Source organism: Oceaniferula spumae, from assembly GCF_042849255.1.
GTDB lineage: Bacteria > Verrucomicrobiota > Verrucomicrobiia > Verrucomicrobiales > Akkermansiaceae > Oceaniferula > Oceaniferula spumae.
The window spans coordinates 2,691,601-2,713,861 of the sequence record NZ_AP026866.1 but is presented as its reverse complement, the minus strand read 5'-3'; the positions used below and the strand labels follow the sequence as shown (position 1 = coordinate 2,713,861).

The window sequence follows — 22,261 nt, the reverse complement described above, 5'->3', positions numbered from 1 at the left end:
GCCTGCGAGTCAAATGAGACTCACTCTTTGGCTTTTCCTGAAATCGCCGGATGTGCGAGTAGGAAGGCACGGCGACCATCGGCAAAGGTTTTCAGAGGTGTGCCACCAATGCTGCGAGCGCCTCGCTGCTCGGGTGCTCCTACCTTTCTTTCTGCGGCAGGCTGATTGGCTGTTAGGTTGAGGAAGGCTTCGGTGGTGCCGTTTTTGCGGGTGTCAGCAGCGACCTCTTTTTCAATCAATGCACGGTGCTTGGCTACGAGCGGACCGAGCTTTTTCCAATCGAGCCAATCGCGCGCGATGGATTCGCAGTGAGCGAGGTAACGTTTCCGGAACTCGGGCACGGCGAGTAGTTTGGAGCGAAGTGGTTTGTTTTTGTCGTCAATCGCTACCAGTGGATCGAGGCCAAATGGATCGGTGACCTTAGGGGCGTCATCGCCACGCGAACCTCGGCGGCCATGGCTGGCGCGGAAGGCTTCGTTCATGTCATGGGGGATGATGTGGAAGACGCCTTTGGGATCGCGGTAGAGATTGTAATCACTGGCACGGGTCCAGTAGCCATCGCTGTTCATCAGGGTGCACTCGACCGCAAGGAAGCGGAGGGCCCCTTCGACGTCGAGGATGGGCTTGAGGGCTTCTTCTAACTGGTCGGCAGGAGTTTCGCTGAGAACTTTACAGAGGCCGATCAGAGCCTGCCAGTCCTCGTCCTTGCCCTTTTTCATTTCATAGTCTTTCTGATAGAGCGCGACGTCTTCACCGAGATACTGAAGCCCTGCATTACCTCGAGGTGAGCCGGGTGCTTTCCAGCGTGCTCCATTTTTGGTTTGATAGTTCTCCTTGAGGAAATCGACATCGAACTGCTGCTGGTTCTGATAGATCCCCCAGTCCTCGCCATTGATCACCACGCGCACAAGGTTCACCTTGGGAGCGGGAGTCAGGGTTCGGGTGATCTGTGAGTAGAGCACCGCGCCGATCAGGCTGGCGTCGCCGAAGCTGTTATTGAGATTGAGTGTTTTGTAGCCGTCTAACCGGAGTCCGCTGTCGGTGTGATCGAGTGATACGTTGAGCGAGCGTTTCTGGCCCATGCGCGCTCTCATGTAGCTGGATTTACCACGGAAATGAATGCCCACGCCTGGGTAGGTTTTACCATCGACACGCAGGGTGGCCGGCACGTCGACATCGCTATTGTGAAAGGTCTCAAGTTCACTTTCCCAATCGTCATTTTCAAAATCAATGAAGAGGGTGCGTAACACGTTCACATCATAGAGATCACCTTTGACGGGTTTGACCTGGTCTGGGCTGATTTTTTGACCGGCCTTGATTTCCGGTGCCTCTTGCTCACCACGCGATGGTCCAAGGCGGCGTTTTGGGGTCGGATTTTTCTTGAGGAATGCGAGGGCTTCGGCACGCTCCTTGGTTTCGAGCCGACCATTTTTGTTAGTATCGAATTGATCCAAGAGCTTTCGCTCAGCCATTTCCATCGGTCCGCCGCCGCCCCTTGGAGGTCTTTGACCGTTTTCACCACGCGGAGGTCCATCAGTAGGCCCCTGCTGGGCGATGGATACTCCGGGGAGGGTGATCAGACTTGTAACGATGAGAAATTGAGAGAGTCGCATAGGTTATATAAACGCTGCCGTGGCTGAGAAGTTTTAAACAATTTCTGAAAACCTGTGATCTAGCTGAACAATCGTCATGTTTGTCCTTCATGATCCAGCTGATGCTCCTATGGAACCTACTGCCACTGTAAATCCTTCGTCTCCGGGTGAGCGCGGATGATGGACTCGACGGCTTCAGCCAGTGGAATCAAAACGGAAGTGGTATCTATCACCTTCTTTCGAAACAGGCCTTTCTTGATTTCTGCTTTGGAGGGTTCGAGAAAGACGAGATACTCGTCGTCGTCTTGATTGCCGCAACCTAACATCAGTGGAAAGGCATCGTTCTTCAGGCAGATGCAGACTCCCCAGTCTTCATAAAACGGATCACCTTCCGGGGTGAAACCGTGGGCGGGTAGCTCGCTGTGAAGATATTCCGCCAAGCGCATACCCCATCGGTCAGGATTGATCTGTTCTGATTCATCCTCATAGGCAGGAAATGCGGACGACTTGAATTCAAGCTGGGTCTTCATGATATGGTTACCAGAATCGAGCTGGCTACGTTAGAGGGACAATTCGTAGACAATGTTATTTTTCAGAGTGTGTCGAACAGAGTATGGAGTGGCAATAATCGGTCAACCTTCAACATCAATGTGGGTGAGTGTTGTTAGTGAACCCGCATAGCATAGGTTATCATGTTTACATTGCCCTCCTGTACTGGAAAACGTTGACAGAACTGACATCTCTAAGCTCTGTATATGGCACTCCAAGAGCGCATTGTGAATGAGCTCGTTACATTATTTCCTATCCATCGTTAACCCATGCTTCGCCTCGCTGAATACTCCTCTCTCGTAAGGGCTCGAACTAGGCGTGCCCTCCGTAACAGAAAGAGGCAGCGTGTGCGGTGTTTTCTCGAGCCTGAGGCAAGGCGAGGAAGCGTGCGAGACCTGTATCGCGATCTGCGATGGACCTTCCGCGCCAAGCGCAGTTCGTTTGAGTCAGCTGATTTCGCGTTTATTCAGAAGGATCATTATGACGAGTGGCAGGCTCGACGGAAAAAGAGCCATTCAGCAGTCGCCCTCAGTCAGCTACCCCATGTTTCGAGCTTGCTGGTCGCGAAGGCACCATTGGCTGAGATGGTCGAAGGCCGACCCTATGCTCCAGAGACATATATCGATGCCTGCGAGGGGCAGAAGCATGGAATTTGGGTTCAGAAACCCAGTGTGGGAGGACGCGGCAGCGACATCGAATTTCTTCGTGATCCCTGTGACTGGCAAAAATCTGGATATGTTCTCCAGCGCTATCTCGACACCCCCTATCTGGTGGAGGGTCGCAAGTTCGACGTGCGGGTTCTCGCCAAGATCAACGACCAAGGTGAACTGCGCGTCCATCCGGAAGGACTGATCCGCTGTGCCAACCAGGCCTTCGACACGTCATCACTCGATCCGCGTATCCATAACTCGAACGTCACGTTCCAGCAGCGCGAAAAGGTGACTCAAGGTGTCAATACTTTGCTGAGCCGATTGCCCCTAGCAGAAAGCGCACTGAAACAGATCGGAGACATTGTTGCGGATATTCAGAGACTACTTCTCGAGCGAGATGTTTTTCACGGCACGAACGACTTCGAGATGCTCGGCTTTGATTTCCTAATCAACGATGAGGAAAAGGTGCTGCTACTCGAGATCAATCAGCACCCGGGGTGGCACAGTTACAATGTCGACACCGGCCATTTCTATCTCGACGCTATCGATTCGCTTTTTGATTGAGCCATTTGACTCAGTATAAAACGCAATCCTATCTGCATCGTGACCTACCGCTGCAAGAATAACCTTGGCGTTACGAAATGGAGAGCTAGAATTATAGGCTCTATATTAGAACCCAACTTCTATCCCTCAATACGATGATCTCCACATCACTTAAAAATCAAATTTCGAGCCGTCTCCTTCTAGCACCGCTGTTAGCATTCTATGCGTCCTCGGCACTCGCCCAAAACGGGCAAGACCTGAAAGTCATCGAGGGGACAACATCGCCGGACGGGAAATATGGTGTCGCATGGTCCCAAGTCGGGGCGGACAAGGATACCATGGATTCCACCAAGAACTTTGTTGTTAACTTGAAGAGCAAAGTGCCGGTCTCAGAATTACCTTCGAACTATTTTCCCGGGAGCAATCACAGCTCTATTTCATGCTTATGGCGCAAAGACAGCGCGGCGTTGCTCGTGGTTGAGGGAGGGAAATGGGAAAGCCGGTCAGCTGCGGTGCTCTATGTCGTGGATCCTGGGAATGCGTATGAACCATTTTCGGACGTGGTGCTCATTTCCAAGGCACTGCGTCGCGGTATCCAAGCGCAGATCCTGAAGCTCCACCCTGCCGAAAAGAATTCGATTCAAAATTTCACGATCACCTCGACTCCGAAAAGGTGGTCTGGAAACAACAGCGTCATCTTTGGTGTCGTTGGGCAGGTTCCCAAGGACGCTGAGGCTTTTGGTTACGAGGGAGAAATGGAATTGGCCCTGCCTGGACCATCGATCGTTTCAACTCCTGGAAGCCAAGATGCCAGTGCTCCACCTGTTGAGGACAAAAGATTTCTAATCACCGAAAGTTCCGCCGGCCCGCTCCGCATTGGCATGACCGTCCAAGAAGCCCGCAACGCCCTACCTGATTCGATGCAGTTGAAGCAGTCAGCTGATGCCGAAGGAGCCAAATACATGACGGTGATCAAGGGCGGTAATGAAATCATGAGATTTCATGCGACGGGAGCTACACAAAAAGAAGTCAATCTACCGACCTCGACGATTCGGGTAATCGAAGTCCTCGATCCTGATTTTAAAACAGAACATGGAATCTCTACCGGAATGCTACTCAGTGCGGCTGAAAAGACAGCCTTGGGAAAAGTCCAGTATCTCATGGAAAGAGAGATTGAGAGTCGTGAGTCAGCAGAGTTTGCCAATCAGCCGTCGGGTCTGGAGTTCCAAGTGCGAGCCGACGGCAAACGTGCCGGGATCTATAAACAAGGCGAGCATGACACCCAAAAATACCACGTAGATGCACGCATCCATAGCATCAGCATTCTCGGTCTAAATGTGATGGGCTCCGAATCTATCGGCGGCATCCGTATCGATATGTCTGAAAAAGACGTTCTCGCGGTCATTGAGAAAGAAGACATGGGAGAGGTCTTTAAAGGCACAGAACAACACTGGGGAGCCACCGGTGACTTCGTTCAGAAATGGATACTTCCGAAGGCCGGGTTGGAAATCGATATGGCATCCGACAAAGCCGGCGGTCCGAAATCTGCTATCTCAATCACCTGCAAACCCCCGTTTCGCTGGAACACGGGCCAAGGGATTCGCCTCGGTGCACCCAAGGCTGAAGTCATTGCAGCCTATTCCGAATTTCGGAAATTCAATGATGCTCCGGATTGGGGAAAAGACCGAGATGTTTACCTCGTTGGATCCATCTATGGCGGCATGATGCTAACCTTCAAACAAGGCAAGCTGAGCGAGATTTTCTTGGGCGCGGCTTCAGAATGATCTTCTAACAATATCTAGCTTGCTTGAGTCATCCTCTACATGAGGCAGACTATTTTTGCTTCGTAGAGCGCTAGAAATTTCGTTTCGGTAATCTCTGAACGTCTGGCACGTGGGCGCGTCCACTATCGTTTTGGCACGGAATAATAAACGAGCAGAACTCTCCCATCTGTTATAGACTACCCTATGAGTAAAACGTGCACAGACCTAGATACCTTCATGTCCGGCTTGAAAAAGCGGAACCCTGGACAGAAAGAATTCCACGCCGCCGTCCATGAAGTTGCCTCGGACGTGCTACCATTCATTGCCGACAACAAGGACTACCAAGGTGAGTGCCTGTTAGAACGTCTGACGGAACCAGACCGCATCATTTCATTCCGCGTAAGCTGGGTGGATGACGATGGTAATGTCCGCGCGAACCGTGCCTGGCGGGTGCAGTTCTGCAATGCCATCGGCCCCTACAAAGGTGGCATCCGTTTTCATGAAACCGTGACCGAGAGCGTGTTGAAATTTCTCGGCTTCGAGCAGACCTTTAAGAACAGCCTGACCGGCCTGCCGATGGGCGGGGCCAAGGGCGGTTCCAATTTTAACCCCAAAGGCAAGAGCGATGGCGAAATCATGCGCTTCTGCCAATCGATGATGACCGAGCTACACCGCTACATCGGGCCGGACAAAGACGTACCTGCCGGAGACATCGGCGTAGGCGCGCGCGAAATCGGTTACATGTTCGGCCAGTATCGCCGGCTCTCGCACACCTTCACCGGCGCGATGACTGGCAAAGGCGTCTCATTCGGCGGCAGCGTGGGCCGGAAAGAGGCGACCGGTCACGGCGTGGTCTATTTCATGCGCGAGATGATGCATGCGGTGGACGATGGCATCGAGGGCAAAACCGCCGTCGTCTCAGGTTCAGGAAACGTCGCGCTCTACTGCCTTGAGAAACTCATCCAGCTGGGAGCCAAGCCTCTAACAGCTAGTGACAGCTCCGGTTTCATTCACGATCCGGATGGCATCGATGAGGAAAAATTGGACTTTATCAAAGACCTCAAGGAAGTCAGACGCGGACGCATCAAGGAGTATGCGGACAAATACGGCTGCAACTTCAGCGAGGGCCGCCCGTGGGATATCAAGGCCGATCTCGCCTTCCCCTGCGCCACCCAGAACGAACTCGACAAAGACGATGCGCAGTCGCTGATCGACAACGGTCTGATCGCCCTGGCCGAGGGCGCGAACATGCCCTGCACCTCAGATGCCCAACACCTCCTGCGCAACAACGTGCTCTACGCCCCAGGCAAAGCATCCAACGCAGGTGGTGTGGCTGTTTCCGGCCTAGAACAAAGCCAGAACTCGCAGCGCGTCAGCTGGTCGATAGAGGAAGTCGACAAACGCCTGCAGGAAATCATGGAAAAAATTCACTGCAAGTGTGTCAAATACGGCGAGGGTAAGGATAGAACCGACTACGTGCGCGGCGCAAACATCGGCGGCTTCACCAAGGTGGCCGATGCGTTGCAGCAATGCGGCGTTGTCTAAATCCATTATGAAAGCATCAGACCTCTTCGTCAAAGCCCTCGAAAGCGAGGGTGTGGAATATATCTTCGGCATCCCAGGCGAGGAGAATCTCGATTTGTTAGAATCGCTGTCGAACTCATCGATCAAGCTGATTCTAACACGTCACGAACAAGCCGCCGGATTCATGGCCGCGACCATTGGCAGGCTCACCGGAAAAGTCGGCGTCTGCATGTCCACGCTCGGCCCCGGTGCTACCAATCTGGTCACTGCAGCAGCCTACGCCCAGCTGGCCGGCATGCCGATGCTCATGGTCACCGGCCAGAAGCCGATCAAGAGCAGCAAGCAAGGCCAGTTCCAGATCATCGACGTGGTCGATATGATGCACCCGATCACCAAATACACCCGACAGATCTCCAGCGGCGACAGCATCCCCAGCCGCGTGCGCGAAGCCTTCCGCCTGGCTGCCGAGGAAAAACCGGGCGCCACCCACCTCGAACTCCCGGAGGACATCGCCAAGGAGGAGACCGATCACCAACCGCTCGATGAAAGCCTCGCACGCCGACCCGTCGCCGAGGGAAAATCCGTCGCCCGCGCGGTGGAGTTGCTCACCAAGGCGAAGCACCCGCTGGTAGTCATCGCCGCCGGCGCAAACCGCAAACTCACCGCCACCCAGCTGAGCGAGTTCATCGATAGCTTGCAGATCCCCTTCATCACTACCCAGATGGGAAAAGGCGTCGTCGATGAAAGGCACCCACTTTTCCTAGGCAACGCCACCCTGTCCTCAGGCGATTTCCTCCACCGCGCGATCGAAAAAGCGGATGTCATTCTCAATGTCGGTCACGATGTCGTCGAGAAGCCGCCGTTTTTCATGGAGCAGGGCGAGCGCCAGGTCATCCACGTGAACTTCAACTCCGCCGCCGTCGATGCCGTCTATTTCCCCCAGGTCGAAGTCATCGGAGACATCGCCAACAGCATCTGGCAGCTCAACAAGGGGCTCAAACCTCAAGCGCACTGGGATTTCACCTGGTTCATGAAATGCCGCACCGCCACCGAGGAACACATTGCCGAGGGCTGCGATGCCCCTGAGTTCCCAGTGCGTCCGCAGCGCCTGGTCGCCGATGTTAGAGAGGTCATGCCAGACGATGGCATCATCGCGCTCGATAACGGTATCTACAAAATTTGGTTCGCCCGCAACTACAAAGCCCACCAGCCTAACACCGTCCTGCTAGACAACGCGCTCGCCTCCATGGGCGCCGGACTAGCCTCTGCCATGGCGGCCAAAATAGTGCACCCGGACCGACCCGTGATCGCCATCTGTGGCGACGGCGGATTCATGATGAACTCCCAAGAGCTGGAAACAGCCGTGCGCCTCAAGCTCGACCTCATCGTCCTCATCCTAACGGACAAAGCCTACGGCATGATCAAGTGGAAACAAGAGCACATGGAATTCAACGACTACGGACTGGATTTCGCCAACCCCTGCTTCGTCAAATACGCCGACAGCTACGGTGCCAGCGGCCACTTGTTAGAATCCACTGAGGACCTCGCGCCATTGATCAAAAAATGCCACCAACAAGGCGGCATCCACCTCATTGACGTGCCAGTCGACTACTCAGAAAACGACCGCATCCTCAACGAAGAGCTCCCCAAACTCAGCGCAGAGCTCTAACCATGTAGTTTCGTCAGGAAGAAGAACGACCCTCGTGAAGTTGAAAGAATACGAGTGGAGATTCGGTATGGAGATTGTTGACCTCTAACTTCGTTTTCTTTCGGTATGCACACTAGAATTTCCATTTTTATAGCCCTAGTGGTCTCGGCCATACTGACCACCCATTCGCGGGCAACAAATGTAGGAACCGGCCTCATCAGTCAGTTGACCTATCTTGGAGAAGCGTCTGAGAGAGACCGAATACCGTTATCGCCTGTGGTGTGTAACTCCAACTATGGTTATGGCACCGCCTCTGCGATCTTCCAATCGCGCCCTTGTTACCACGGGGGAATGCTCGATGACGGAAGAATCATATATGAACAAAACCTGGCGGTCTTGTTTGGAATTTCATGCGAGCTAAGCGACGAAACCCAATTACAAGGCTGCACGGCAACATTCACTCTGAAGAAAGCCGAGCCACCAGGCAATGCTCCGTATTCACAGGAACAAGTCTTTTCGGCAGGCCTGCAGCTTTTGCTGTTCAATGCACATGGCATAACAAAAGAGTTCCCGTTTAAGGTTGTCATCAAAGGAGATGGAATCCCTACGCCGACATGGGCGAAAAAATATGCCAAAGACTATTTTAATGAAACGGGCAAAGACGGTAAGCTGAAAAGAGGTATCCGAATACAAGGAATCGAGATTGAAGAATCTTTGTATGGAGTGCGTTATCTTGTTTTTGAAGGAGTAGCCCCCGATCCAAAAATCAAACGACGCGAGCCTGCTTTTATCTTGTTCCGTACCGACGGTGAGAACGAGGCTAGTGACGTGTTTGTACCCGTATGGTATGGGGACACTTGGGAAAACCCTCTCAATGTCATGTTTTCTCCATGTCTGCCCTATTATGAGAAATGGCATGGAAATCATAATGGCTTACCCAAAGAGACCGGTGCGCTGCAGTATATCCCCCCTGCCAATCACATGGGACAGCATGACTTCGAATTTATTCGCGCCGAAAATGGCACCACAGTGAAATTCAGAGGGGTGGAACTTACGGCCCAAAAAATGGTGAATTATATTGATACTTGGATCATCAATTTAAAGCCTACAGCGGAATGCCCGCTGACTATTTCATTTCCAGTTGAGAGTATTCCCGAAGACATGCGCTTAGCTCTCCTCTATGACCCCGCATGGAAGAACCAATCCTCGTGTGAATTTGTCCTCGATTCAAAAACAGGAAAACTTCTCAAGGGAAGTGTGCCCAATTCTCTAGGCGAAAACGGCACCTACAACGTGTCGATTTTCAAAGAAGGAAACTCTGTCGTAAAACCGGACACCCGCTTTGAACTAACAGATAGGGCCGGATGCCTAGGCTATTCTCCATGCGGTAAATATTTGGCAATCGCTACACAAACAACGCTTTCAATGATCGAAATTGCCACCGGCAAGACCCTATTCAAACAGGCTTTTCCGGGGAGCTTTTCCATCCATTCAAAGGTACTGTTTTCTGCGGATGGCAAGTATGTCACCGGTGAAAGAGGCAACGGTTATAACGGTTCAACATTGACCGTTTTTGAGGTGACCACCGGCAAAGTCGGTTTCAAAAAAGAATATTCTGATGCTATTCGCAACATGGAGTTTTCACCCGATGGGAAAAGGATCGGAGTCGCATTTGACGATAGAGTGAGTGGCCCTCCGGACAAGAAGCGAAAGAAAACGCTCCAAATCTATGAGCTAGCCACTTCAATTGTCGTCGGTGAATACGGCTATAAGACAAACTCGACTCTGTTTACATTTTCACATGACAGCAAATCCGTAGCAGTACACGATGAGTCGCTTTGTGTTATGGAAATTCAGACGGGAAATATTCTTTTCAAACAAGAGAAGCCAAGTCCTGACATCGGTATGTTCACATTTGCTCCGGACGATAAACATATCGTCGGCGCCGCGGGCCGCCGTCGTGTGGTTGTATGCAATGTTACCACCGGAAAAACTGTGGAACATTCGCTAGTTCCAGCAGATTGGCATGCCATCAATTTTTCTCCAGACGGAAAAAAAGCAGCCATTAGAACAACCAAAGACAAAAGCAAACACACCCTAACAGTTTATTCATTGAATGCATTAAAAATCATCTCCCAGCTTGATGTGCCGAATTCAGTTAGGAACATAAAATTTACATCCGACTGGAAATATGTGGGCGTCCTAGAATATGACGGGTGGCTCTCCGTCTATGATGTCGCCACTGCAAAAAAAGTATTTTATAACAACAATTGTGGAGAAAGTTTTGCATTCTCCCCTGACGGCAAATTTATCGCAACCAATCAGGGGAACGAATCCATTGCGATTTTCGAATTAATTTTCCCATGAAAATTCGTTCAAAGGAAGCGCCATTCATACCTGACCTCTTGGTCGCGCCAACATGCGACACCATTTGCAATAACTCATTCAAAGCATACATTGCCTTGTGATGAAATTACCAACCATAAGACACACACTCTCGCGCATTGTTAGCCTCGGACCGATTGCGGTTGGCTGCGCCGCACTGATCTGCGTGCCAATCGCAGATGCCAAACCCGACAAGGGCAAGGGCGAGAAAAATAAGAACCATAAGAAAGCCGATAAAGCGGACAAAAAGCACAAAGACAAAAAACACAAAGGAAAGGATCACGACTTTGACAAAAAACATGCCAAGGAGCATGAGAAACGTCAAAAAGCCGAACGCAAGTATGCCAAGAAGCACTTCAAACACTTTCATGACGACCATGTCGAGATCCTCCAGGATTACTTCACACCCTACCACGAAACGCATCGACTTCCGCCGGGCATTGCCAAGCAAGTAGCCAAAGGCAAGGGACTGCCTCCAGGGTGGCATAAAAAACTCCACCACGGAAAAAGAATTGATGACGGGCTTTGGAACTATCTTGTTCCGCTACCGCATGAGTTGGATCAGCGCATCAGATACCATGACGACCCATATCGCTACTATATTCTCAACGACCGGATCGTGCGGGTGCATCCAGACAATCGCACCTTATTGGGTGTCATCCTTTTATCGGAACTGTTCAACTAACACTTGAAGGTAAACAGTTCTGTAAACGCCGGCTTAAAAAGTCGGCGTTTTTTGTGTAACCCGAAGTGTAGACCGATGGCATTGAATAATATGTGCGCGGAAACAGGACCATATATCAAATGAGTCATAGATTGTCATTATAGCCTATCCCTTAAAAGATTAAGGTTAGATTTGAGACATCATGTCGAATTCTCTTGATTTTAATTTTTAACTTCTCATCATCGTAATTGATACGCTTATTCGATAACGTCCAAAACATTACACACAATGAAAATTAACAAGTCACTTCTCTTTGCTTCTCTCGCAATTCTGACGCCCTCGAGTGTCGGAGCTGCTATCACTTATACGCCAAGTGAGCCCACTACTAATATCCTCTTGGACCAGTTTCACACTGCGGGAACGACTGCAGGAAATGGTCGAGTCGCCACCAATATTGGTGCCCGAGGTTCCTTTTTCAGCCTTGATACAAACGCCTTGACAGAGATGGCAACAGCCCAGGGTTCAACAACTGCACCAGGCATACTCGCTGAAATTCAAAACATCACGATTCAACTCAATAACATCAACAATCTCTCCGCTACGTCTGTGGACGTGATATTCTTCGAAGGCACTTTTAATCAGGATTTTAGTGGGAGTGATGTAACAGCAGCAAATTTTGTCACTGATAGTGGGATCAATGTACTCGCAAACGAAAATCACACGATCCCTGGAGGCGGTGCCACAGGCGACTTCCTCACAGTGAACTTAGACACTCCATTTACCGTCAATTCGAGCGACGATCTTGGCGTCTTTTTCATTGCGAACGGTGGAAATATCCAACACCAAGAAGGGCAGAACGCTGGAGGTGGGCGCCTCGCGTTCACTGGGACTACGATCATTGGTCCTAGCTCTAGGGATCTTAACTACTTGATCGGTGGCGAGGTCGTCCCTGAACCATCGTCACTGATGATGATTGGAATAGCGGGTCTTGGCCTCGGTTTTTTCCGTCGTCGTCGATAGCCGTTAGTTTTATGCAGCCTTGATGTGGCTGCGGTAAATATTTCAAAGCCCACCCTTTTCGAAGGAGTGGGCTTTTTCGTGATTATCTAAATTTTTTGAGGCAAAAAAGAAAAAGGGTGAGGTATAGAACTACGTTATCACCTAACCATCAGTGATGCTTTTTATGATTCAGAATCGGAAGGCTCCTGATTTTTCAGATCCTCAAACTTAGCCGCCATCGTGGGGTTTCGGCGGGTCAGTTTCTTGACGGTGACGTCTTGGGCCTTGTCGTTGGCCAGGCGGAGGTTTCGGTCAGTGCCGATGAGTGCGTCTTTGGTTTTTTGAAGATGATTGATGGACTTTTCGATCTCATCGATGGCGGTTTGGAACTTTCTGGATGCCAGATCGTAGTTTTTGGCGAAGGCGTTTTTGAAGTTGTCGAGGTCGGCTTCGAAGTTGGTGACATCGACGCTCTGCGCCTTGACCATGGCGAGTTCGCTTTTGTACTTCAGCGAGTTCATTGCGGCGTTGCGCAGCAGGGTGATGATGGGGAGGAAGAACTGCGGGCGGATTACGTACATCTTCGGGTAGCGGTGGAAGACGTCGACGATGCCGGTGTTGTAGAGCTCGCTGTCTGACTCGAGCAGGGTGACCAGCACGGCGTATTCGCAGCCTTTTTCGTTGCGGTCTTTGTCGAGCTCCTTGAGGAAGTCCTCGTTCTTTTTCTTGGTGGCGGTGGTGTCGCTTTCGTTTTTCATTTCGAACATGATCGACACGATTTCAGTGCCGGCCTCATCCGTATCGCGGAAGATGTAGTCGCCCTTGCTGCCGCTGCGGGCGTCGTTGTCTTTCTCGAAATAGGCTCTCGGAAATGCGGTGGATCGGATCCGGTTGAACTCGGTTTCGCAGTGTTGCTCGAGAGTCTCGCCGACCATCTTGGTCGATAGCTGAGCCTTCATATCGCGGAGTCGCTCGATGGCGTCGTCGCGGTCCCTGATCTGGGTTTCGTATTTGTCCTTGAGCGATTTCTCGGCGAGTTGCTTTTGAAGTTCGGCTTGCTTGAGGCCGTTTTGCAGTGCGTCACGATCTTTTTCGACCTGGCTGACGGCCTCGGTGATCGCGAGCTTCTGGGAAACTTCGCTGGCGTCGAGCTTCGCCTTGAGGTCTTGGATTTCCGCATCCTTCTTGGCGGAGGTTTGTTGGATTTCCTTCGAGAGTGTTGCTTCCGCCAGCTTGGCAGCGGCTTCGTTATCTTGCTTCGCCTTTTCAAGGGCGTTGGCGAGGGTGTCGCGCTCTTTTTCCACGGCACTCAGGGCCTCGGTCACGGCAAGTTTCCGCGCGGTCTCACCAGCATCGATCTGAGCTTTCAGCTCCTGAATCTCGGCGTTCTTGGCGGCGGCGGCCTTCAGCATTTCGCTGGCGACCTTTTCCTTGGCGAGCTCGACGGCGTTTTGCTTGTCCTTCTCGGCCAGCTCAAGTCGCTCGTGTAATTGCTTTTCAAAGTCACCGTCGCGTACCTGCTTCAGAATGTCGGCATACCCAGCCTCGTCGATTTTGAATGCCTTGCTACAATGGGGGCAGATGATTTCGTGCATGTCTAACTTTCTGGTTATTTACAGAGTCAGGCAAGTGCGCATCTTGGAAAAAGGCAAAGGGGGACTAATTTGGGATAAGAATTGTTTGGCTGATGGAGTTAAGAAAAAAGAATCGACTCAGTGAAGGTGGAGATATGAGTCGGCACGACGGTGTTCTTTGGGCCGATGACCGATAGCTTTCTTTCAGGTGGCTGCAGTAGAGTTAGGTGTTGCAGCTGCCGTTTGCGTGGGAAGGCTGTTAGGGCTCGCTTGGGAATGAAAGCCACTCCCATTTTCAGGGCACAGAGCTGGCACATCAGATCGAAATTTTCTAACTCCATAAGAGGGGAGATTCGAATGCCGAGATCGCTGAGCCAATCATCAATGAGCACCCTGCTGGGCGAACTCGCTGGCGGTAGAATCCAAGATTGTTGCTGTGCCCACTTCTTTAAAAGGTCAGGCTTCAGCGATGGCGCGGACTGCGCGGCAGGCATGATGATACTGAATCGATCAAGCATCTGGTGGTGAATGTGCACAGCACTTTCTAACAATGCATGGTGTGTGACGATGCCGAGGTCGAGTTGATTGGTAGTGACCTGGCGGATGATGTCATCAGAGGATGGCTGGGAAATGAGGATTTTAACCTCAGGCAGAAGATTGGTTTGCTGGTGGAAAATACCCGGAAGGTGCGCGAGCGAGAGAGCAGGAGAAACACCGATGGTGATCCGCTTTTCAGCGCCGAGGTAATCTTCAGAAATCCGCTGAATAGCCGAATCGAGGATGTTAGGGATTGCTGCGGTATCGCGGAGTAATTGCCTACCAGCAGGTGTGATGTTCAGTTTTCGTGTGGTGCGCTTGAATAACTGAATGCCTAGCTCAAGCTCGATGGCCTGTAACCTCCTCGATAACGTGCTCTGCGTTAGGTTGACCGCCTCTGCCGCTGCCGTGATACTGCGATGATGGTGGATCAGGTGCAGTAAATGCAGATCATTAAGATCTAGTTTGGGGTTATTCATGGGTTATACGCATGAATAATGGACATTGATGAATTTGTCAATTAGCAGCGAGACCACCACCCTTGGCTCATGGCTGACAGAGAAGAAATCAATCCACTGAACGTGGCAGGTCAATTTTACATTGATCTAAGCTGCATCGACTGTGATCTATGCAGAGAAATTGCTCCAAATACCTTCACCAGAGACGATGAAGAGGGCTTGAGCTACGTTTACAAACAACCTGAGAGCATAGAGGAAATAGCCCTCGCCATGGAGGCGCTGAATAGCTGTCCCACGGAGACGATTGGTTGTGATTGAGCGATAAAGTGGGAAAGGGGTGGTACATAGAATGCGTGCTTTTTTACCTGTTCTATTGGAAAAACCCGCGCGCGCATCAATCACTGACAGCCGGCATCTGCAGAAACTTTTTCGAGTAGCGGCAGGCATTCATGGATGCTGCACCAGTGCTTGATGTGGTCGAAATCGAGGGTGGTTTGCACTCTGAGAATGGCCACCACGTCTTCGATATCCTTGTTTCGCGCCCAGCGTAGTTTTTGAATGATGACGTCTTCCGCTTTCGGAAACCAGGCCTGAAGGTCATCGCCGATGTTCTTCTCTACCCGGCGTTTGAAGCGCTCCTGATCGAAGGGGTCATCGCTGAGATGGAATAACTCGATCAGAAAATCTGTGCCATCAATTCGCAACAGCTCTTTCCGGGTCGCAGTCACCATTTCGAAAAAGCTTTGCTCTTCAATGCGGATGCCTTTTGGAAGATTTTTGGTGAGTAAACTCAGAGAGCTGTCAGCGAGTTGAAGAACCAAATCAGCATCCTGCGTGGAACGTGGGATACCATAAATGTTAGATGAATAAGATCCGACCAGCATGTAGGGAATCGAGAGCTGGTTCAGAACTTCCAGCAGTTTCAATAGTGCAGCATTCCCACTCATCTCATCAGATCAAGACGCCTGCGAAGTTCAGCTTTTTGCTCTTCTTCAGTGTAGTCTGGAAATTGGTTTTTAATTCCAATCATGGTCCAGCGGCAGGCCTCTTCGAACAAATCGGCTCCAGCTAGAAATTTTTCCTGCAACGACATCCGACGGGCCTGTTCGACTTTGATGTCATCGCACGCCTTGGCTTCCAGCATAATTTGCTCGGGAGTCGTCTGCATAGTTGCATGTTACCTGAGCAGACGTGCTTTTCAAGCTTCGAGAATGTAGCTCTCAGATTTCCAGCGATTCTCGTGGTTTAGGAAACGATTGGCTGAAAAAGATATGAATATTAAGTGCGGAGCCCAGTGAATTAGGAGATGCCTTGATAGGGTATCAATCGGTGAAAGGTATAGTTGCAATATGATGAACAAATGGATCGTTTTTGCGTTGGCTTCTGTCGCCGTGATCTTCTTGTGGATCCGCTTTGGTAGTCCGGCGCATGATAGTGACGGGCGGCACGTGCTGGAAGGCAACGGTAACGGTGCACGGTCGGCATCCACTGAGAGATCCACTCGAAGCCGGACGTCATCACGTAAAGAAACGAGGGAGGCTCAACTGAAGCGGGAGTTCCTAGCGATCCTCGATAATGATGACATGGCGACGCGCAAGGCGGCGTTTGCGGAATTCCTCGCTTCGCTCACTAGCGACGCCGATCATCAAGCCGCGATGGAAGTGCTAGCGAAAGAATTTTATCCAAGGGAGACCGGTTCGATGCTGCGTCAGATCATGCAGCAATGGGCGGCCATGAATCCACTGGGAGCTCTCGCATTTTCTGACCTCGACCATAAGGACCCGAGGTTCAAAGGCACCTGCTTGATCAACGTTTTCGCTGTGTGGATTAAACATGACCCTGCCGCCGCCAGGGCCAAGGCAGCAGAGCCCAAATACAAAGATAGCAATGCGGCAATCGGTATGACATTAGGCCTGATGGATGTTGATCTGATTCAGGCACGCGATGGAATCTCCAGCTTGGAAAGGGAGTTTGATCGAAGCTCCGCACTGAATGAATTGTTCAGTCGTTATGCCGCCAAGGACGAGTGGGCAGAGGCGGCCAAGTGGGTGAATGGCCTGCCTGAAGGAGAATTTGCAGAGATGGCGGCTGAAGAATACATAGAACGGATGCAGAGCGATGCGCCCGAGGAGGCGAGGATGTGGGCACGGAGCATGGAAAACGGAGATCCGAAGAAGGATCCTTTGATGTACTCGATTGCCCTCAGGTATCAAGGAAGCAATCACAGTGTGGAAGGTGCCAAATGGTTTCTGGAAATACCTCCTGCCAAGGATACTGACAGGGCTCGGGCTTTTTTGGCGAGGGCTCTGTCGGAAACAAATCCGGAGCTTGCTAGAAAGCTACGAGAGACCATGACCACGCCAGAGTGATCTCATTTTACAGGGATCATTTTTAACCCATGCATACATTGAGTTTACCGGGGATAGTGAGGCGAGTGGTGATTGAACAGACGGTAGAGACCAGCTAAACTGCCGTCACATGAGAAGTGAACTGTTCAGTCGGCGCGATCTTTTGAGACTTTCGATCCTTGCATCCTTGGCACCAGTGGGCACATCGTTTGCGGCTCCTTCCAGTACGGGCTCTGACAAGAAGGGATTGGCGATTGCGGTGAAGAAAAAGGGTTGGGATGAAAAACTGCGCAAACTGAACTGCAAGTGGTTCTACTCCTGGGGTGCGAAGATTCCCGAAGGCGTTCCTGCGGGTGTCGATTTCAAACCGATGATCTGGGGCTACTGGGGCGATAAGGCGGGGCTCGCCAAGACCGGGCAAAAGATTAAGGAGGCTGGCATCAAAGAGCTGTTAGGATTCAATGAGCCCGACCGAAAAAACCAGGCGAACATGTCGGTGGAAAAGGCGCTGCGTGTCTGGCCATTACTCATGGAAACGGGGCTACGACTCGGCAGCCCGGCCTGTGTGCACCCGGATGACGACTGGATGAAGGCCTTCATGGCTGGCGTGAAGAAAAAAGGCCTGCGGGTCGACTTCGTCACCGTGCATTCCTACGGCGGTCCGAACGCCAATGAGCTGGAGAAGCGCCTCAGGAGGATTCAGAAAATGTACAACAAACCGCTCTGGATCACCGAGTTCGCCGTGGGCGACTGGAATGCCAAAACGCCGCAGACCAACAAACACAAACCAGAAAAGGTGCTGAAGTTCATGGAAGCAATTCTGCCCAAGCTCAATAAGATGGACTTCATCGAGCGATACGCTTGGTACAACGTGGGACAAAATTCCACGCCGCTGGGCACCAGCGCGCTGTTAGGCGGTAAGGGCAAGCTGACTCGGCTCGGCGAGTGCTACAGGGACGCCTGAGATCAGTCGGGGCCTTGGGAGCATTGTTCATTCTTCTGAAGTGTCGAACCAACAGGTGGGTGCATCTTTAGGCGAGCAAGTTGGATGAGTAAAATGTCAGGTGACTGCCGTATGGAAGTAGAGCCTACGAATATATGACTGACTCGGATATCGTAAGATCACTCAATCCAAGCGTATTAACTCTATTGATCATGAAAAACAAAATGTTAGCTAACTATCGTATCTTCGCAAAATCTCTGCTCGCGATGTTCCTTCTTTGTAGCATCGCTGATGTACAGGCTGAGCCAGAAGCGAAAAAGGGAACCGTCCTCATCACCGGAGCCAATCGGGGGCTGGGGCTGGCGCTGAGTAAGCAGTTCGCCGCTGATAATTACCACGTGATCGGCACCGCCCGTTCTCCGGAAAAAGCCACGGAGCTGAAAAAGGTGGCGAATGAAGTTCTGGCACTGGATGTCACTTCGGACGAGAGCATCAAGGCGCTGGCCAAGACTCTGAACGGCAAGACCATCGATATTCTGGTCAACAATGCCGGATACTTTGGTCCTACCCTCGGCCTCGGAACTGAAAGAGATAAGTCAGCCACACTGAAAACTCTCACCCGCAGTGAGGTGCTCGACTGTTTTGCGGTGAACTCTGCGGGTCCGATCTTTGTCACCCAAGGCCTGATTCCCAACCTGCTTGCATCCAAGCAACCAAAGATCATCATCATTTCCAGCCGTTCAGGCATCATCAATCAGAGCCGCAGTGCCGGAGCTTACGGCTATCGGATTAGCAAGACTGCGGTTAATCGCGCGGTGAAAATCATGTCCGTGGACAAAGCGCTGGGCAACTCGATTGTCGTTGCCATCGCTCCCGGCCATAATCAAACCGACATGGGAGGTGACCGGGCCAAGCTCACTCCTGACCAAAGCATGAAGATGGTGAAGACCTTGATCGAAGGACTCACCAAAAAGCATGACGGTGGCTTCTGGTATTACGACGGCAAAAAACTTCCTTGGTAAGAAAACCCGCAAGCGACTTTCATTCGAAAAAATATGAAACCACTCAAAGCCATTCTGTTTTCTGTCTCAACATCGATAGTATCGTTGAGCAGCATCACGCCCCTCATTGCAGAGGACTCCTCACAAAAACCTAACATCATCTACATCCTTGCTGACGATCTTGGTTATGGCGACGTGCAGGCGCTGAATCCCAAGCAGGGAAAAATCCCCACACCGGGGATGGATCGGCTGGCAGCGCAGGGGATGGTTTTTACCGATGCTCATTCGAATTCATCAGTCTGCACCCCGACCCGTTATGGCGTTCTGACCGGTCGTTACAACTGGCGGACGTACAAGCAGAGTGGTGTGCTTTTTGGCTTCGACCAGCCGCTGATCGCCAAGGACAGACTGACGGTCGCTGGTTTCCTCAAGAAGCAGGGTTACAAGACCGCGATCGTTGGAAAGTGGCACCTCGGCCTGGGATTGAACACACCCGATGGAAAGCCGACCAAGGGTCAGCGAGCTGCCGTTGACGGTGTCGACTGGAGCGCACGCATTACCGGTGGTCCGGTCGATCTCGGCTTTGATTCCTGGTATGGCATCGCCGCCTCGCTGGATATGCCGCCCTACATTTTCATCGAGAATGATCGGTTCGTGGGCGAGTGCACCACCACCAAAGCATTTCACCGCAAGGGACCGGCACACGCCGACTTTGAGGCGATTGATGTGCTCGATATCATCGGAGACAGATCAGCCCAATTCATCAAGCAGCAAAAATCGGACGAGCCTTTCTTTCTCTATGTGCCTCTGACCTCCCCCCACGCACCCATCATACCGACGGAAAAATGGAAGGGCAAAAGCAAGCTCGGCCTTTACGGTGACTTCGTCATGCATACCGATGCCATCGTGGCCCAGATCACCGATGCCGTGGATGCTGCTGGCCTAACAGACAATACCATGATCATCGTCACCAGCGACAACGGCTGCTCGAAGGTCGCGGACATTCCGGCTTTGAAAAAGCAGGGGCACTTTCCCAATGCTCACTATCGTGGTTCAAAGTCAGACCTCTGGGACGGCGGCCACCGCGTGCCATTCATCGTGCGCTGGCCTGCAGGTGTCAAAGCCGGATCGTCCAGCGATGAGGTGATCTGCCTGACCGATCTGATGGCGACCTGTGCCGATCTAACAGGCTCCAAACTGCCCGACAATGCCGGCGAGGACAGCGTGAGTTTCGCGCCTGCGCTGAAAGGAAAACCGATCGTCTCCACGCGCAAGGGGATCGTGCACCATTCCGTGAGTGGCCAGTTTGCATATCGCCAAGGGAAATGGAAACTGCTGCTGACCAAAGGTTCCGGAGGATGGACCAAGGAAAAAATGTCCGACAACGCTCCGGCACAGCTCTATGACATGGAGGCTGATCCCAGTGAGCAAAAGAACCTCTACAAGACCCAGCCTGAAGTCGCCGAGCGTCTGCTCGCCCAGTTGGAATCTGATGTGAAACGCGGACGCAGTACCGCCGGACCAGATCAGAAGAACGACACTAACAAAATCAACATCAAGAGAGGCATGAAAAGGTGATTCAAGGCAAACTCATCGGAGTGGTTGTTGGTTTGTTAATCACGATACAGCCGCTCGCTGCCGATCCCACCAAACCTAACATCATCGTCATCTTCGCGGATGATCTCGGATATGGCGATCTGGGCTGCTATGGCGCAAAATACAAAACGCCTGTGCTTGATCAGATGGCGGCGGAAGGTTTCCGCTCAACGGATATGTTTGTGGCTTCCAACGTCTGTGGCCCGTCGCGTTCGGCTCTGCTGACCGGCCGATATCCCATGCGTAATGGTCATCCGTATTATTGGAGTGATTATCAAACGAAGAGCGGATCAACATACGCATTGCACCCCAATGAAATTACCTTAGCAGAGCTGCTCAAACCGGCTGGATACAGTACCTTTGCCCTCGGTAAGTGGCATTTGGGTTTTCATGTCAAAGGGGCCCACCCCATGGATGCAGGCTTTGATACCTACTACGGATGTCCTCACAATTACGGCGGTAAAGTCCACGCCACGGGCCGGTCCATCGTTCGTGACCGGGAGGTTTTGGAGAAGGTGGTTCCTTTTCAAAAATTGACCCAGAGCTACAATCGTGAGGTCGTTAAATTCATTAAGTCGCAACCGAAGGACAAGCCGTTCTTTATCTACATGGCTCACCAGATCGCGCATTCGCCGGTTCTGCCGAGCAAGAATTTCAAGGGCACTACCAAGAAGAGCAAGTATGCTGATTTTGTCAGCGAGCTTGACCACAGCGTCGGTGTGGTCCTGCAAGCGCTGAAAGACAATGGTCTGGATGAAAACACTCTGGTGGTTTTCCTAGCCGACAACGGACCGACAGGAGCCGGTTCTGCCGGCCCATTGGCGGGAGGCAAATACGTCACCATGGAAGGCGGTCATCGCGTGCCTGGCATCTTCCGCTGGGCTGGTAAGATCCCTGCCGGCCAGGTCTCGGGTGTAACCATGAGCAGCATGGATCTGTTTCCGCTCTTTGCCGATCTGGCTGGGGTAGAGTTACCGAAGGACCGAACGATCGATGGTAAAAACATCCACGATGTTCTGCTCGGTAAAACCAACAAGTCACCTCATGATTTTATCTATTATTACAACGGATTGAATCTACAGGCGGTGCGCAAAGGTAAGTGGAAGCTTCATTTGCCACGCACTAAAGAGGCTCAGCCTTATTGGGGGAAAAAGAAAAAGTTTGGCTTCACGGAACTGGAGAAAAATTTCCTAGTCAACCTGGAGACCGATCTCGGCGAGAAAGAAAATGTCGCTGCGGCGAACCCTGAGGTGGTGGCCACATTGTTGAAGGAAGCCGACCGCATCCGCGCTGAACTGGGAGATTACCAGCAAAAGGGCACCGACCAGCGGCCCGGCTGGCCACCTGCCAAATAAAAGCAGAGTGACACGATTGTCTTCTTTGAAGAAACCATTACCAAGGGTGGTTTCCATACAGATGTCGACAAAACGCGCAGGTGATTAAGAACAGTGCTGATAACGGCATCGACAAGGCTCACACGTAGAGAC

At 51.7% G+C, this 22,261-nt stretch carries 19 protein-coding genes; 13 read left to right on the top strand and 6 right to left on the bottom strand.

What is annotated here, in order from left to right:
- Positions 1 to 20: 20 nt before the first annotated feature.
- Complete coding sequence (locus tag ACSPJT_RS11205) at positions 21 to 1,613, bottom strand: CotH kinase family protein (RefSeq protein WP_435892641.1); 1,593 nt, start codon at positions 1,611 to 1,613, stop codon at positions 21 to 23.
- A 116-nt stretch (positions 1,614 to 1,729) separates the two neighbouring features.
- The gene (locus tag ACSPJT_RS11200; protein WP_435892640.1) at positions 1,730 to 2,122 is read right to left on the bottom strand and encodes a hypothetical protein; all 393 of its coding nucleotides are present in this window, start codon (positions 2,120 to 2,122) and stop codon (positions 1,730 to 1,732) included.
- Between the two features lie 405 nt (positions 2,123 to 2,527).
- On the opposite strand from ACSPJT_RS11200, the gene ACSPJT_RS11195 reads away from it, so the two are divergent.
- The 7 genes from ACSPJT_RS11195 (at position 2,528) to ACSPJT_RS11165 (ending at position 12,338) form a co-directional block, all read left to right on the top strand.
- The gene (locus ACSPJT_RS11195; RefSeq protein WP_435892639.1) at positions 2,528 to 3,355 is read left to right on the top strand and encodes a YheC/YheD family protein; all 828 of its coding nucleotides are present in this window, start codon (positions 2,528 to 2,530) and stop codon (positions 3,353 to 3,355) included.
- 134 nt (positions 3,356 to 3,489) lie between these two features.
- Complete coding sequence (locus ACSPJT_RS11190; RefSeq protein ID WP_435892638.1) at positions 3,490 to 5,118, top strand: hypothetical protein; 1,629 nt, start codon at positions 3,490 to 3,492, stop codon at positions 5,116 to 5,118.
- A gap of 183 nt (positions 5,119 to 5,301) precedes the next feature.
- A complete protein-coding gene (gene gdhA, locus ACSPJT_RS11185) occupies positions 5,302 to 6,642 on the top strand; it encodes an NADP-specific glutamate dehydrogenase (protein WP_435892637.1) in 1,341 nt (446 codons plus the stop codon).
- A 7-nt stretch (positions 6,643 to 6,649) separates the two neighbouring features.
- Positions 6,650 to 8,290, top strand: coding sequence for an acetolactate synthase large subunit (locus tag ACSPJT_RS11180; protein WP_435892636.1), 1,641 nt, complete (start codon positions 6,650 to 6,652; stop codon positions 8,288 to 8,290).
- Positions 8,291 to 8,620: 330 nt separating this feature from the next.
- The gene (locus ACSPJT_RS11175; protein ID WP_435892635.1) at positions 8,621 to 10,636 is read left to right on the top strand and encodes a WD40 repeat domain-containing protein; all 2,016 of its coding nucleotides are present in this window, start codon (positions 8,621 to 8,623) and stop codon (positions 10,634 to 10,636) included.
- A gap of 100 nt (positions 10,637 to 10,736) precedes the next feature.
- Entirely contained in the window at positions 10,737 to 11,339 is a 603-nt protein-coding gene (locus ACSPJT_RS11170) for a hypothetical protein (protein WP_435892634.1), read from the top strand.
- A gap of 267 nt (positions 11,340 to 11,606) precedes the next feature.
- Positions 11,607 to 12,338, top strand: a complete 732-nt coding sequence (locus ACSPJT_RS11165) for a PEP-CTERM sorting domain-containing protein (protein WP_435892633.1) — start codon at positions 11,607 to 11,609, stop codon at positions 12,336 to 12,338.
- Between the two features lie 161 nt (positions 12,339 to 12,499).
- On the opposite strand, the gene ACSPJT_RS11160 is transcribed toward ACSPJT_RS11165, so the two are convergent.
- Both ACSPJT_RS11160 and ACSPJT_RS11155 read right to left on the bottom strand, forming a co-directional pair.
- The gene (locus ACSPJT_RS11160; RefSeq protein ID WP_435892632.1) at positions 12,500 to 13,912 is read right to left on the bottom strand and encodes a DUF2130 domain-containing protein; all 1,413 of its coding nucleotides are present in this window, start codon (positions 13,910 to 13,912) and stop codon (positions 12,500 to 12,502) included.
- A 98-nt stretch (positions 13,913 to 14,010) separates the two neighbouring features.
- Positions 14,011 to 14,907: a LysR family transcriptional regulator gene (locus tag ACSPJT_RS11155; protein WP_435892631.1), complete on the bottom strand. Its 897-nt coding sequence runs from the start codon at positions 14,905 to 14,907 to the stop codon at positions 14,011 to 14,013.
- A 69-nt stretch (positions 14,908 to 14,976) separates the two neighbouring features.
- Here ACSPJT_RS11155 and ACSPJT_RS11150 point away from each other — a divergent pair, with 69 nt between their 5' ends.
- Positions 14,977 to 15,204 carry a ferredoxin gene (locus ACSPJT_RS11150; protein WP_435892630.1) on the top strand — a complete coding sequence of 76 codons (228 nt, stop codon included), beginning with the start codon at positions 14,977 to 14,979 and terminating at the stop codon, positions 15,202 to 15,204.
- Positions 15,205 to 15,284: 80 nt separating this feature from the next.
- Here ACSPJT_RS11150 and ACSPJT_RS11145 read toward each other — a convergent pair whose 3' ends face one another.
- Complete coding sequence (locus ACSPJT_RS11145) at positions 15,285 to 15,833, bottom strand: DUF6036 family nucleotidyltransferase (RefSeq protein WP_435892629.1); 549 nt, start codon at positions 15,831 to 15,833, stop codon at positions 15,285 to 15,287.
- A complete protein-coding gene (locus ACSPJT_RS11140) occupies positions 15,830 to 16,054 on the bottom strand; it encodes a hypothetical protein (protein WP_435892628.1) in 225 nt (74 codons plus the stop codon). The genes ACSPJT_RS11145 and ACSPJT_RS11140 overlap by 4 nt, the downstream gene beginning before the upstream one ends.
- Positions 16,055 to 16,235: 181 nt before the next feature.
- Between ACSPJT_RS11140 and ACSPJT_RS11135 the strand changes: the two genes are divergently transcribed.
- The 5 genes from ACSPJT_RS11135 to ACSPJT_RS11115 all read left to right on the top strand — a co-directional run bounded on the left by ACSPJT_RS11135 (position 16,236) and on the right by ACSPJT_RS11115 (position 22,129).
- Positions 16,236 to 17,255: a hypothetical protein gene (locus ACSPJT_RS11135; protein ID WP_435892627.1), complete on the top strand. Its 1,020-nt coding sequence runs from the start codon at positions 16,236 to 16,238 to the stop codon at positions 17,253 to 17,255.
- A 109-nt stretch (positions 17,256 to 17,364) separates the two neighbouring features.
- Positions 17,365 to 18,198: a glycosyl hydrolase gene (locus ACSPJT_RS11130; protein WP_435892626.1), complete on the top strand. Its 834-nt coding sequence runs from the start codon at positions 17,365 to 17,367 to the stop codon at positions 18,196 to 18,198.
- A gap of 191 nt (positions 18,199 to 18,389) precedes the next feature.
- Positions 18,390 to 19,199, top strand: coding sequence for an SDR family NAD(P)-dependent oxidoreductase (locus ACSPJT_RS11125; protein WP_435892625.1), 810 nt, complete (start codon positions 18,390 to 18,392; stop codon positions 19,197 to 19,199).
- Between the two features lie 33 nt (positions 19,200 to 19,232).
- The gene (locus tag ACSPJT_RS11120; protein WP_435892624.1) at positions 19,233 to 20,756 is read left to right on the top strand and encodes a sulfatase family protein; all 1,524 of its coding nucleotides are present in this window, start codon (positions 19,233 to 19,235) and stop codon (positions 20,754 to 20,756) included.
- Complete coding sequence (locus ACSPJT_RS11115; protein WP_435892623.1) at positions 20,753 to 22,129, top strand: sulfatase family protein; 1,377 nt, start codon at positions 20,753 to 20,755, stop codon at positions 22,127 to 22,129. The genes ACSPJT_RS11120 and ACSPJT_RS11115 overlap by 4 nt, the downstream gene beginning before the upstream one ends.
- Positions 22,130 to 22,261: the final 132 nt, after the last annotated feature.